This is a genomic window from Chryseobacterium elymi (assembly GCF_003385495.1).
Lineage (GTDB): Bacteria > Bacteroidota > Bacteroidia > Flavobacteriales > Weeksellaceae > Chryseobacterium > Chryseobacterium elymi.
This window is the reverse complement of record NZ_QNUH01000001.1, coordinates 525,108-537,607: the sequence shown is the minus strand read 5'-3', so window position 1 is coordinate 537,607 and position 12,500 is coordinate 525,108. Positions and strand designations below refer to the sequence as shown.

Genomic DNA, 12,500 nt, shown 5'->3' with positions numbered 1-12,500 from the left:
TTCCTCTGTCAATGTTTTTCAGCTGCTCATCCGAAAGATCTACTCCTTCCAGTGAAACGAAAAAATGCTTTTTAGTTGCCATAACTATAGTTTTTATTGGTTTTATAAAGCAAATTTCGTCCGAATATGAGCTAAAGTTATAAGGAAAAACACCCTTTATTCAGGCGTGAAAAGCCTGTAAATTAGATTCTGATTATCAGTTTTTTAAGTCAAAATATAAAAGTCTATAAGATTCTATAAATCGGATATTGTCTGAATGTCTTTTCTTCGAAGTAAGGAGAATTTCTGTAAATCCAGTCGAGTTGGGCCGCTCCGTCGTCTGCAAACTTTTTATCTGATGTTTTTTTTGCCTCAAAAGCATCTTTCAGCTTTTTATCTGACTTTAGTAATTCTGAAGCTGTGTCTTCAAAAATATAGGCGGAATAATATTCTTTCTGTGCAAGGATTCCATCAAAAAAATTCCAATTGAAAAATGAGTCTAAAGCCTCAGGCTCAAGGGTTTCAATGATATATTTTACACCAGGCTGATCTGTTGGAATTAAATAATCCCCAGTTGAAAAAACCAAATTCCTTTTTGCAGTTTCTACACTGGTATCAAAATGAAGATAATGTCCTTCGTATGGATTTTTAACCGTTTTAAAGTCTTTGATTTTATAAGCTTCAACCATTGCCGTGCTGTCTTTTTTAAGAGCAGTCATAAGGATTTTATTTCTTTTCAGCTCTTCGATCACACGGTATTGGGATTGTGGAACTACATAGTATTTAGGAATGGTGATATATCCCGTAGGAACGGCTGTCATGAAGAGTTTGATCTTCTTCGTAAAAGGTTTATTCCTATCGTAATAGAGTCTTGGCTTTCCGGAAATATCACTTGGTTTGTACCTTCCCTCGTAGCCTTTGAAATCCATTGTAGAAAACCTGGTTGAATCTATTTTCCAACGGATTCCGTACTGCATTCCGGGTTTGTACTGCTTCAAATTATCAAGACGGAGCTGTTTTATTTTCCTGTAATTCTTGTCTAAATTCTGAAGATTCACGAGCATATATTTGTATGTCGCATCCACTCTTTTATCATAAGGCTTCAGCATATGCGTTTCAGGAACTGTTCCCAGCGAATTAAAGAGCGATGTGTAGCCTGTAGAATATCTCGGAGAGTCTTCAAAAGCAGCAAATCCCTCATCCGGAATATCTCCGTGAATATTAACATAAGGAGTGCTTTCATAGCCCAGTTTCTTCATATCCTCAAGGTTTTTAGCCTGATAGTCATTGTAAAAGTAATTTCCCAAGGTGTTTCCAAGACGTTCCTTGAAGGTTGAAATATAGGTAAAAGTATACTGATAATCAGCTCCATTACTTACATGGTTATCTATAAAAACATCAGGCTGCAGCCACTGGTAAATTTCCTGAAAACTCCTGGCATTTTTTGAATCTGCTTTAATGAAATCCCTGTTCAGGTCATAGTTTCTTGCATTTCCCCTGAAACCATACTGCTCCGGACCGTTCTGATTGGCCCTGGAATGGGAACCCCTGTTCAGCATTCCACTGACGTTATAGGCGGAAATAGCTGCTATAATAAAATTCTGTGGTGCTTTTACTTTCCTGGTTGCGAGATCCCTTATAAGCATCATTGTGGCATCTATTCCGTCCGGTTCGCCCGGGTGAATTCCATTGTTCACAAAGATAATGGCTTTATCTTTTCTGATTTTTTCAACATCTTTTTCGGAAAAGGGATTGTAAATCACCACATAAATGAGCCTTCCGTTATCGTCCTCTCCTTTTTTAAGGTATTGGACGGTATTGAAACTTTTAGCCAGGTTCTGATAATAGCTATTCATTTCATCATAAGTAACCGTTTGGTTTTTATTTCCTTTTTCAAAAGGGGTTTGAAATGAATTTTGGGCGAAAAGCAAAGATGTAGTCAGGAAAATCAGGAGGTATCTCAGTTTCATTGAAGCAGTTTTTGAACTTCAAAATTACTTAATATGATTTGGGTGGGAAAGGGAAATTGTGGATTTATTGATGTCTGTTTTGTGATGTTGGATTATCACAAGGACGCTAGGGCTTTTGATCTTAGTGCTGTTTTAAGATGCCAGAAAATCAAGGATTTTCGTTTGGTTATTCGTTATTTCAGAAAAAGATTTGTGATCTGCGGGAGAAAAAAAAATTAATAGCCGGGGCGCTGTTATTAATAGAAACCTTATAGGTTTTAAAAACCTATAAGGTTGGTGGATGTTGAAAATTTAGGATGCTTTTTCATAAGGTTTACTTTCCTGCACTATCGTTATTTCTGCCTTTTTCATCCGGATATAAAGTAGGAAGCGGATCGCTTTGCCAGAATTCTTTGGTATTAACATCCATGATTGACAGGGAACCCGTGAAAGCTGCTCCGGTATCCATATTCCAGACGTTGGCTTTGTTGACAGGATGACTGATTCCTATATCTAGTGTCGGTGTATGACCTATAAATATTTCACTGTACAAAAGCAGTCTCTTCGGATAAAGCTCTGAATTTTTCGCTAATTTCTTATCCATTGCGACTGCCGTTTCCCACAAGGTTCTGTCCCAACGGTAATTGCTGGAATAGACTTCTTTTTCAGGACCATGCATAGAAGAATAACCTGCATGAATAAACAGCCGGTTTTGATCATCTACATGATAGTTTTTCATTCTTTGAAAGAATTCCAGGTGTAAATCCAGATCTTCCAATGAGTAGTCATTATAACTTTCGACGGTACTTTTTCCTCCGTTGAATAACCATACATCCTGTCTTTCTCCGGTGGACATCCATTCCTCACACCAGGCATCGTGATTTCCTTTAATGAAGATGCATTCCTGCTTTTCTGAAAACTCCATGAGGAAACGGATAACCTGAGAAGATTCGCTCCAGCCGTCAACATAATCTCCCAGGAAAATAAGCCGATCTTCCTTTGTAACTTCCGCTCTTTCAAACACCTGTTTCAATGCTTTAAACCCTCCGTGGATGTCACCTATTACTAATGTTCTGCTCATCTTTACTTTGAAATATATTTGGCATCCACAAAATCTGTCAGCCACACTCCGTTTGCCGAAAGATAAAACGCTATTCCGTCTTCATGCATGGTATTCGTTCTTATAGTCAGAATCACAGGTTTTCCATGGCGCATTCCCACTTTTGTGGCTGTTTCTTTATCTGCGCTTAGATGAACATGCTGGCGGCTTCTTTTTTCTATTCCTTTTGCGAGAATGCAAGAAATATTGGTTTCTGCTGTTCCGTGATAGAGAAAGTCAGGTGGCTGTAATGATTTTAGGGCGAGATCTATATCAATGGAATGTCCCTGGCTGGCCCTGATCCTGGTTTTATCTTCATTAAAAGCAAAGCGTTTTTTATTATTGGTTTCCACCACTTCTTCCAGGTCTTCAAAAGTGAAATGCATTCTTCCTTTTGCAGCTTTTGTAATGAGTTCATCAACATCTGCCCACCCGTTTTCATCCAGTGTCAGCTGAATGGTCTCGGGCTGGTGTCTGAGAATAAGGCTTAGAAACTTGCTTATCCTTTTGTTTTCTATTTCATTCATAGTGTAAGTTTTTTTATGGCATTAATTTTTTCTGAAGCTTTTCACATAAAACCTCAATATCTTCTTTTATTACAAGTTCAGCAACCCATTCCTCCGGAATATTATCAAATCCATAGTAAATCCCTGCAAGTCCTCCTGTGATAGCTCCTGTGGTGTCTGTATCTTCTCCTAAATTTACAGCTTTTAATACGGCTTCGGAATAAGTTTCAGAGTTGAGAAAACACCAAAGGGAAGCTTCTAGACTGTGAAGAACATAGCCGGAAGAACTTATTTCCTCTTCCTGCAACGTATACAGTGGGACCAGATCATATTCTCCTACTTTTAATTCTAAAATCCGGTGGAATTTATCCATTTCATTTTGGGAACAAACAGGATTATGTTCCAAAAAATTTCTAACTTTTTCCTGCATTATTCTGTACGCTTCCCATTTTTCTTTTCCATTCAGAATTTCTAAAGCCAATTCCAAATAAATAAAACAAGCCAAAGCAGAACGGATATGACCGTGTGTGATAGAGGAAACCTCTTTTGTAATATCAAAACGCTTCTCAATAGGGAAATCTTTGATATAAAATAATAAGGGGATGATCCTCATTAAAGACCCGTTTCCATTATCGAACTCTGAATTTCCACCACATAAAGTAGGGGAAATACCTTTGCCAATTCTATGAATGGCTTGCGAGGTTGCAATACCAATGTCAAAAACCCTTCCATGAGGTGTCCAGATTTCTGCATTATACCATTTCAAAAAATTGAGGGCCATATCTTCCAGATCATATCCTTTGCAAAGGCTGTCCGCAAGACACAAAGTTAATGAACCGTCATCACTCCATGTTCCAGCAGGCTGATGATGGGTTCCTAAAGCTCTCATTTTTGTAACAGGTGAGCGTTTTAATTGCTCTCTGCTTCTGAATTCCACCGGAACTCCTAGCGCATCACCGATGCACACTCCAAAGATTCCGGCTTTTACCATATTTTCCATCAGGCAAGGTTTACCAATTTATCAAACAGCAGCTGCATCCCTCTTGTTGCGGATTCTTTAATCACTACGGCTCTTTGCCCGTATCCGAATCCTGTTTCATTAGGATTGATAACTACCAGCAGACAGTCATCTTTGATTTCATGGATCAATCCGGCTGCCGGATACACCTGCAGAGAGGTTCCTATAACGACCAAAATATCGGCCTCTTTTACCTTTTCCTGCGCAGTCTTGTACAAAGGAACATCTTCACCAAACCACACGATGAATGGTCTTAATTGAGCCCCATCTTCTGCTTTATCACCAATCCGGATATCTCCTTTCTGCTCGTAGATTAGGTTTTTGTTATTACACGAGCAAGACTTGAACAATTCTCCATGAATGTGAAGAATATTGGTTGATCCAGCCCTTTCATGCAGATCGTCTATATTTTGGGTAATAATCTGAACGTTAAAATATTTTTCCAGCTCCGCCAACAAGTGATGGGCTTCGTTGGGCTTAACTTCATGAAGCTGTCTTCTTCTCTGGTTGTAAAATTCCAGCACCAATTCTCTGTCTTTTCGCCACCCTTCCGGACTTGCTACGTCTGTTATATTATGATTTTCCCAGAGGCCGTCTCCATCTCTGAATGTTTTTATTCCGCTTTCGGCGCTGATTCCCGCACCGCTTAATATGGTTAGTTTTTTCATTGTTTTAATCTAATAATTTTTTGTAAATCATTTCATTTTCGTCATCAAGGCATACAAAAATAATTTTCTTAATATTCTCTGCCTGAAAATTCTGTACTGCTTCTACAGCAATTTTTCCAGCCAATTCTTTTGGAAACCTGTAAACTCCTGTACTGATATTTGGAAAAGCAATGGTTTTTATACCCAGGCTTTCTGCCAGCTGTAAAGAGTTTTTATAGCAATTTGAAAGAAGTTTTGACATCTTTTCGACACCTCCATTCCAGACAGGCCCTACGGTATGAATGACATATTTTGCCGGAAGATTTCCCGCTGATGTTACCACGGCTTCTCCAGTCTTGCATTTTCCTTGCCTGTCCCTGATCTGGATGCATTCTTCAAGAATCTGCTTTCCACCAGCACGATGAATAGCCCCATCTACTCCGCCGCCGCCGAGTAGTGATGAATTGGCAGCGTTGACGATAACATCTGCGTGAATTTTTGTGATGTCTGCTTTTATTACTTCAATGTTCATAAAATCTGCTTTGTTTCCAATTTTCTACATTTTCTACCCAATCCGGAATATTTTTTTCATCACTGCATAGAATGCTTACTCCTCCTACCATTGCACATGTTGTATCTCTGTCCCCTAAAACCGAAACCATATTCCAAAGACATTCTTCGAAATTATTTCGGTATCTGGACAGCATCCAGATAACAATCGGAACGGTATCTTGTGCAGTCATTTTTATTCCGTTTCCTAAAACTTTTACCAGCAACTCAACACTTGGATTTCCGCTTAAATAAAGTGCCTTATTAAGTTTACTTTTCATATCCGAATCGTCCAACTCATTCTGAATATTATGAATAAATTCTTGTTGATTCAAATTAATAATTCCAAGCTTTTCCTGAATCGCAAAGGCTGATGCCAAAGCAATTGCCTTTGTTCCTTCTATTGCTTCCTTATTGGTATGCGTAACTTCACACGAAAACTCTGCATTCTTTTTAAGCCTTTCTAGATCATTATAAAAATAAGCTCCGATTGTACACGCTCTCATTGCTCCTCCATTTCCCATGGAACCTTGTCCTTCAAATTTCGAATGAGATACATCCTTCCAAGACTCTCCATCTTTCACCGCTCTGAAATACTGATGCATTGAAGGCCCATATCCTCTGTTAATATCAAGATAATAATTCTTTGCAAACTCTCCCGCTACAAAATCCTGATCAACTTTTTCAAACTTCTCCAAAGATCTAAAAACAGCAATACTCATAATAGTATCATCTGTAAAATCCAGAGAACCTTCAGGTAAAATTCTTTGATGAATACATCTTTTCATCAATCTTTCTTCTCCGAAAAAGCGTTCTCCAAAAGCATCACCAATACAAGTTCCGGTCAGTGATTTCGAAGCAAAAAGGAGTTGATTATTTGCCATTCTTTTAATTTAAAATATTACTATTTTTTAAATACTTGCCCCTATTGTAAGAGCAAGCTCAGTTGACAATGGATACACTTTTTCATTGGGTAAAAGTTTTTTTGCTCTATCATAGTCTCCGGATTTGGTGAAATTTAAGATCTTTTTTACCAAAGGCGTATAATCTTCTATTTTAACGATCCATTCTTCATTAAATTCTTCAATCAGATACCGGCTGATTCCCACCTGAATAGAACGGTACTCCAATTTATTCCCTTTAATATTTCTTTCCGGATCCCACTGCACATAGACCTCAGCATTTTCAAAGTCTTTTTCCCAGATTCCGGGATTGGGATATACCCTTTTTTCGGGAGAAGTTAAAACCGCTTTACTCAATGCTTTTTCCCAGGCCTCTCTCTTAATATGGATGGCTAAAGTACATTCCTGTCCGGATTTTTGTCCGTAATTGCTTCTTTCCATCATCCACAGAAAGGAAGGCTTGATCCATGTCATCCTGTTGAATGAAAAAGGAGCAGAAAACTTCTGATTCATTATGGCAGATTTTGCAATTGTTTCGTTATATGCCTGGTATATCACTATAGTATCTCTGTTATAATCTGCTCTTATTTCAAACTCTTTCATCATTATATTCTATTCAGTTCTGCTTTTATCACTAAAAATAAAAACATTATTTGGTTTAAAAAATTTGTTTAAAGTCTTTTGAATACGGAGAATGAGATCCGTAGACTTCATCAAATTTCACTTTTAAATTTTCTGTTTTAATTTGTTCATCAATCTGATCAAGACACGTCACAATCAGGTTCTTTTTGGTTGCTGCAACATAGGCTTTATCCAAAAGAAGTGCATAATTCAACAAATCATAGTCTAAATCTCCAAATCGAAGCTCTTTCTGATAATCATTGAAAACACATGTTTCCTCTTCATTATTTCTCAGTGCCAATTCCCTTTCATTGCACATCCAACCGTTTCCGTGACGGGTTGAATAACTTCTCGTCACATAAAACATTTCAATATCCTCTATTTTCAAAATTTGACAAATCTCGTAAGCATTTTTTGAAGTGGTATGGGCATAGGTTACGTTGGGAAATACTCCATGATCCATATCCAGCAGAATTCCCTGACTGCCTTCAAAAATGAGAGTTTCAAAGGAATTCAAATAGGTATAATCATCTATTTTCCAATCGATTTCGTCTACCGCGTTTAAAAAATCATGCATAGCTTCTTCAAGTTGATCTTCCTCCATAAAACCGTAGTAATAGGCTATTCCTTTTAATTTTTCGATCAACATTGATCTTGGAGCTATTAAATCGGCCGCAAATAGTTTATAAGGACTTTCATGCCTTTTCATCGTTGCTCCGATGCCTTTTCCACAGGTTCCGTGTTCGAGATTTATTGCATTGGTCCTGTTTTGCCAGACATCAAACGGAGTGGTGACTTTCGCCAGCGGATGAATATGGAGTTCTGTATTTCCGCTTTTCTCCATTAATTCCTTTCGTTCATTGAATAAAAATACAGGATGAATGGTGCAGTGCTCCGTAAAATAAGACGGCAGCCCACGCAGCGCTCCGCTCGCAAAACTGGAATGAATATGCTTTTTACCATCAATCATTACCGTATGCGCTGCCTGCTGCCCTCCGGAAAACCTGATGACCACAGACTCAGGATTTTGCTGTGCCAGAAAATCAGTAGTGATTCCCTTTCCTTCATCACCAAAACCCAGACCTATTACTATTTGTGCCTTTTTCATGACTTAAAACATTTGAATATGATCCAATCCTTCTCCTTCTGCTGATCTGAACGTTTCATTTTTAAACCTGTTACAGATCACTCCTTTTATGACATTTGGAATTTCTCTGTGATCAGCTATTGATAAACAGTTCTGTCCTAATAATTCTTTCCAGCTTCTATCCACTCTCATGGCCTGATCGGGATGCAAAACATTGATGTGATATACTTCATATCTCTTTTTCGCTTCTTCCAGTAATTCGTGATGCATATAAGTCTGCTGCCCTGTCCCCATAATTTCCCTGATTGCTGATGCCGGAAGCGTTTTTAAGCAAGGCTCATCACCTACCGTAAACAAAATCCCTTTCTGTTTTCTCTTCTCAAACGCATCGGTTCTCGTATGGAAAGCGGCAAAGTACCACGCCAACAGATAACTTTCTCCTGCATTTCCGCCACCACCGGATTCAATATAAGTACGGGTAAGCCACATATCCAGTTCTGCATCTCCAGATTCAAACTGTCCGACCTGTAAAGGGTAATTATCATATTCATGATCTCCTATTCCTAAAAACAACAGTGCCGGATCAGGAACGCCTCCCTGGATAATCCCACCCATTAATTTTGGAAGTCCTTCTTTAATGAGTTCGTGGGGAATATGCCCCATGCTTCCGGTGACATCCAATCCCAAAATGATAGGAACAGAATTAGGGTGTATTTCGGAATCCCGGGATTCTCTGAAAGAAACTCCTTTGGGATTCATAGATTCATGTGCCATTCTTTTGGCGTTCTGTGTGAAAATTTCACCAGCGGATTTAGATCCGTAACCTGCTTTTCTTGCTCTGTCGAAACGAGCATCCATGTCGTATCTTGTACCTCCCATAATTAAAATGTTTTGCCAAATAAATATTCGAATCTCTTTACTGCAACTTCTAACTGAATATTTAAATTTCTGATTGTTAATGAATATTCTAAATCTTTCTGAACAAATGCTTCCGGCTGAAAGTCTGCAAATGTGAGGCTGTTCCTGTCTAAAGGACTGATATCGATGAGCCCTTCCTGCTCGCGCTCCAACCGTTTTATTTTCAGTTCAATGTCTTCTACCCTGCGCCTGTAGATCAATTCGGAATCTGCTCCGATGGTGCGTGCACGGTCTTCTCTGATCTGGTCATTGTTTCTCTGTAATGACTTGATGAATCTCGGTTTTAGTTCGTCTTTCATTTTGTTTGTGTTATTTTTACGCTAATTTGAAAAAACATAGTAATACATATTCCTTTGCAAATGATTACTTATTGGAATACATTACATCGGTTCTTAAAACATATTTCTGACCGCTGATGAGCGTTTTTCCTTCGTGTCTCAAAGGATGGTAAAAAAACAGTGCAGTTCCTTTCTTTGGGGCGACTGTGAATAAATTCTCAAACTCTGTTTCTCCGCCTTCAAAGTTATCATTCAGATAGATCAAAAAAGTGTAAAAGCTTTTTTCATTTTCATTACGGATGTAACTTCCGTCCCGATGCATTTTGAATCTTTGTCCAGGAGAATACTTATAAACTCTGATCATTTCATTAAAATTTTGAAGTTTATAATTTTCATGTTCTTGAGGAAGAAATTCTGCTGCTTTTCTGAAAAGATCTTCTGCCAAATCGTTATCAAAAATCATCAGCCGGTCGTTATTCCTGATGCCTTTACTCATCATCTGGCGTCCATTCATATTGATCTTCGCTTCTTCAAATACTTTTCCCTGTGCCATCGCAATATATTCATCACAGTCATTGGAAGTCAGGAAATCTTCGATCAGAAATATCTGTGGGTGAAGTTCTGTCTTTTTCATGATATTATTTTGTGTTTAGTGATTATGTTTATTTTCTTAACTTGTCTCTTACTTCCATCAAAGCAAAACCCAGCAGGTTTTCTCCATCCCAAAGAAGCGGATTCTTAGCTCTGGGATCAGTTTCCAGCATTCCAATTCCCCAGATCCTGTCATAAGGACTTGCCTCTACCAGAATCTTATCATCAGTTGATAATAAGAAATCTTTAAATTTTGAATTTTGGGAAAATTTCAAAAGATTAGCTCTTTTTACTATTTCATATTTATGCCCGTCCCAAAGCTTCGGGTCAAAATTTTTGACTTTTCTTCCTAGGCTTTTGACCTGGTTAGGTGTTTCAGATCTTAAAATCTTTTCTAAAATCTCCTGATCATCAAATAACTTTGCCTTTCCGGCCATCATATAGTGCTCCGCGGTTTTATAGAGTATTCCATTTTCTTCAAATTGAATAGGAAACCATTGACTGAAACAAGACTTTGTGATCTCATCTTTTACCGTATGCCCCCAGAAGAAAAGAAATTCAAGTCTTTCTTTTTTCTGAAATCTTTCAATATTATTTTGTAAGGTGTATTTCATGATTGCGTTATTATTACACAAATGTAAAACAATCTCATTATACACCAAAATATATTTGCGTTATTTTAACACTAAATATTTAATATACTGATTATCAGGTAAAAAAATTAAATATTTCAAATTAGATTTGAAACACGAATGACACTAATATTTCACGAATAGCACAAACACACATTAAACTAAAATATTAGTCTAATTTATTTAATCAAGAAAAAAGAGATTTATGATGTAAATTTATATAGGGATATGTATGGAAGGGTAAGTTATTTGATCTCAAAATAGAAGCCTTCTTTTTCAAGTTCTTCATATTTCTCCTTGTTGAAAGTAAAAAGTTTACCGGGTCTGCCGCTGCCTTCTTTTTTAACGTTATCAGTTTCATTCAGTAAGCCGTAGCTCATGATTTTTTTACGGAAATTCCTGCGGTCTATTTCACGTCCAACAATGGTTCTGTACAGATTTTCAAGATCGGAAAAGGGAAATTCTTCATTAAGAAGATTGAAACCAATAGGCTGATACTGGAGCTTGGTACGCAACCTTTTTAATGCAGTATCTATGATAGATTTATGATCGAAAGCAAGCGACGGAAGTTTATTCACACTGAACCATTGGGCGTCTTCAGCATCAGAATCTGCAAAGAGTTCATGATAAGAAGGATTCACAAGGCCTAAATAAGCCACAGAAACCACTCTGTTTCTCGGATCACGGCCAACATTACCAAAAGTATAGAGTTGCTCCAGAAAATCGGGCTTTATACCGGCCTCTTCATGCAGTTCTCTTTTCACTGCATCATCCAGGTTTTCATCGTCCAGAACAAGACCTCCGGGAAGTGCCCAGCCACCCTTAAAAGGATCAATCTTTCTTTTGATCAGGAGAAGCTGAAGATCCTGCTTATCAAAGTATCCGAAAATAACGGCATCAACAGCCACTTTAATATCCTGAATTTTTTTTGGAGATCCCATAATCTAGTTTGCGTTATGAATACACAAAAATAAGGTTTATAATTGAATCAAAAAAAGAATTGAGCACATAATAAAATTCACTAACTTTATTTTCCATTAACCCACTTAAAATTAAATAATTATGAAAAATCTAATGTTAGTGTTCTCAATTGCTTTGTTTTTCACTGCTTGTGAGAAAAGTAAATCCACAACAGAAAAGGATGTAACAAAAACAGACTCCACAACATGGAAACCTGTAGATTCTGCTACTGCAACCAAAGCCTGGATGGAATATGCCACTCCTGGTGAAATGCACAAAACATTGGCATTATATGATGGAAACTGGACCGGAGCAACAACAAGCTGGATGGAAAATGGTGCACAGCCTGTCACCAGCCAATCCGAATGTACCAATAAAATGATCTTCGGTGGCAGATATCAGCACAGCACTTTTAAAGGAAACTTTATGGGAATGCCATTTGAAGGTATGAGTATTATGGGCTACGATAACACTAAGAAAAAGTTTGTAAGTACCTGGATCGATAACATGGGAACGGGAATCATGCATGCTGAAGGAGACTGGAATCCTTCTAAAAAATCTATTGAACTTAAAGGTACAATGACTGATCCGGCAAGACCTGGACAAGATTGTGATTTCAGAGAGGTTTACACATTTACGGATGCCAACAATCACACCATGGAAATGTATGGTCCTGATTCTAAGACAGGGAAAGAATATAAAACCATGGAAATAAAATTCACCAAAAAGAAATAAAACAAGTGAAATCACCGCAGTGAAACAGT

General features: G+C 37.8%; 15 protein-coding genes. 1 reads left to right on the top strand and 14 read right to left on the bottom strand.

What is annotated here, in order from left to right:
- Window positions 1–224: 224 nt before the first annotated feature.
- From DRF60_RS02415 to DRF60_RS02345, 14 genes are all read right to left on the bottom strand, one after another.
- Window positions 225–1,949, bottom strand: coding sequence for a M14 family metallopeptidase (locus DRF60_RS02415; protein ID WP_116010512.1), 1,725 nt, complete (start codon window positions 1,947–1,949; stop codon window positions 225–227).
- A gap of 313 nt (window positions 1,950–2,262) precedes the next feature.
- Window positions 2,263–3,009, bottom strand: a complete 747-nt coding sequence (locus tag DRF60_RS02405; protein ID WP_116010510.1) for a metallophosphoesterase family protein — start codon at window positions 3,007–3,009, stop codon at window positions 2,263–2,265.
- 2 nt (window positions 3,010–3,011) lie between these two features.
- Window positions 3,012–3,554, bottom strand: coding sequence for an RNA 2'-phosphotransferase (locus tag DRF60_RS02400; protein ID WP_116010509.1), 543 nt, complete (start codon window positions 3,552–3,554; stop codon window positions 3,012–3,014).
- A 13-nt stretch (window positions 3,555–3,567) separates the two neighbouring features.
- A complete protein-coding gene (locus DRF60_RS02395; RefSeq protein ID WP_116010508.1) occupies window positions 3,568–4,533 on the bottom strand; it encodes an ADP-ribosylglycohydrolase family protein in 966 nt (321 codons plus the stop codon).
- Window positions 4,533–5,219, bottom strand: coding sequence for an SIR2 family NAD-dependent protein deacylase (locus DRF60_RS02390; protein WP_116010507.1), 687 nt, complete (start codon window positions 5,217–5,219; stop codon window positions 4,533–4,535). The genes DRF60_RS02395 and DRF60_RS02390 overlap by 1 nt, the downstream gene beginning before the upstream one ends.
- Window positions 5,220–5,223: 4 nt before the next feature.
- Entirely contained in the window at window positions 5,224–5,730 is a 507-nt protein-coding gene (locus DRF60_RS02385) for an O-acetyl-ADP-ribose deacetylase (RefSeq protein ID WP_116010506.1), read from the bottom strand.
- A complete protein-coding gene (locus DRF60_RS02380; RefSeq protein WP_116010505.1) occupies window positions 5,720–6,631 on the bottom strand; it encodes an ADP-ribosylglycohydrolase family protein in 912 nt (303 codons plus the stop codon). The genes DRF60_RS02385 and DRF60_RS02380 overlap by 11 nt, the downstream gene beginning before the upstream one ends.
- Window positions 6,632–6,658: 27 nt before the next feature.
- On the bottom strand, window positions 6,659–7,255 hold the full coding sequence (locus DRF60_RS02375) for a DUF4291 domain-containing protein (protein ID WP_116010504.1): 597 nt from the start codon (window positions 7,253–7,255) through the stop codon (window positions 6,659–6,661).
- 52 nt (window positions 7,256–7,307) lie between these two features.
- A complete protein-coding gene (locus tag DRF60_RS02370) occupies window positions 7,308–8,378 on the bottom strand; it encodes an adenylosuccinate synthetase (protein WP_116010503.1) in 1,071 nt (356 codons plus the stop codon).
- A gap of 3 nt (window positions 8,379–8,381) precedes the next feature.
- Window positions 8,382–9,236 (bottom strand): hypothetical protein, encoded by an 855-nt coding sequence (locus DRF60_RS02365; RefSeq protein ID WP_116010502.1) that lies wholly within the window; start codon window positions 9,234–9,236, stop codon window positions 8,382–8,384.
- Between the two features lie 2 nt (window positions 9,237–9,238).
- Window positions 9,239–9,574: a hypothetical protein gene (locus DRF60_RS02360; RefSeq protein WP_116010501.1), complete on the bottom strand. Its 336-nt coding sequence runs from the start codon at window positions 9,572–9,574 to the stop codon at window positions 9,239–9,241.
- Between the two features lie 64 nt (window positions 9,575–9,638).
- Window positions 9,639–10,187, bottom strand: a complete 549-nt coding sequence (locus tag DRF60_RS02355; protein WP_116010500.1) for a prolyl hydroxylase family protein — start codon at window positions 10,185–10,187, stop codon at window positions 9,639–9,641.
- Between the two features lie 28 nt (window positions 10,188–10,215).
- Entirely contained in the window at window positions 10,216–10,758 is a 543-nt protein-coding gene (locus DRF60_RS02350; RefSeq protein WP_116010499.1) for an NADAR family protein, read from the bottom strand.
- Window positions 10,759–11,021: 263 nt separating this feature from the next.
- Entirely contained in the window at window positions 11,022–11,699 is a 678-nt protein-coding gene (locus DRF60_RS02345; protein ID WP_116010545.1) for an NUDIX hydrolase, read from the bottom strand.
- A gap of 139 nt (window positions 11,700–11,838) precedes the next feature.
- On the opposite strand from DRF60_RS02345, the gene DRF60_RS02340 reads away from it, so the two are divergent.
- On the top strand, window positions 11,839–12,471 hold the full coding sequence (locus DRF60_RS02340; RefSeq protein WP_116010498.1) for a DUF1579 domain-containing protein: 633 nt from the start codon (window positions 11,839–11,841) through the stop codon (window positions 12,469–12,471).
- Window positions 12,472–12,500: the final 29 nt, after the last annotated feature.

Coding starts and splice junctions, on each gene's coding strand:
- DRF60_RS02415 (WP_116010512.1), bottom strand. CDS start 1,949: ATGAAACTGAGATACCTCCTGATTTTCCTGACTACATCTTTGCTTTTC.
- DRF60_RS02405 (WP_116010510.1), bottom strand. CDS start 3,009: ATGAGCAGAACATTAGTAATAGGTGACATCCACGGAGGGTTTAAAGCA.
- DRF60_RS02400 (WP_116010509.1), bottom strand. CDS start 3,554: ATGAATGAAATAGAAAACAAAAGGATAAGCAAGTTTCTAAGCCTTATT.
- DRF60_RS02395 (WP_116010508.1), bottom strand. CDS start 4,533: ATGGAAAATATGGTAAAAGCCGGAATCTTTGGAGTGTGCATCGGTGAT.
- DRF60_RS02390 (WP_116010507.1), bottom strand. CDS start 5,219: ATGAAAAAACTAACCATATTAAGCGGTGCGGGAATCAGCGCCGAAAGC.
- DRF60_RS02385 (WP_116010506.1), bottom strand. CDS start 5,730: ATGAACATTGAAGTAATAAAAGCAGACATCACAAAAATTCACGCAGAT.
- DRF60_RS02380 (WP_116010505.1), bottom strand. CDS start 6,631: ATGGCAAATAATCAACTCCTTTTTGCTTCGAAATCACTGACCGGAACT.
- DRF60_RS02375 (WP_116010504.1), bottom strand. CDS start 7,255: ATGATGAAAGAGTTTGAAATAAGAGCAGATTATAACAGAGATACTATA.
- DRF60_RS02370 (WP_116010503.1), bottom strand. CDS start 8,378: ATGAAAAAGGCACAAATAGTAATAGGTCTGGGTTTTGGTGATGAAGGA.
- DRF60_RS02365 (WP_116010502.1), bottom strand. CDS start 9,236: ATGGGAGGTACAAGATACGACATGGATGCTCGTTTCGACAGAGCAAGA.
- DRF60_RS02360 (WP_116010501.1), bottom strand. CDS start 9,574: ATGAAAGACGAACTAAAACCGAGATTCATCAAGTCATTACAGAGAAAC.
- DRF60_RS02355 (WP_116010500.1), bottom strand. CDS start 10,187: ATGAAAAAGACAGAACTTCACCCACAGATATTTCTGATCGAAGATTTC.
- DRF60_RS02350 (WP_116010499.1), bottom strand. CDS start 10,758: ATGAAATACACCTTACAAAATAATATTGAAAGATTTCAGAAAAAAGAA.
- DRF60_RS02340 (WP_116010498.1), top strand. CDS start 11,839: ATGAAAAATCTAATGTTAGTGTTCTCAATTGCTTTGTTTTTCACTGCT.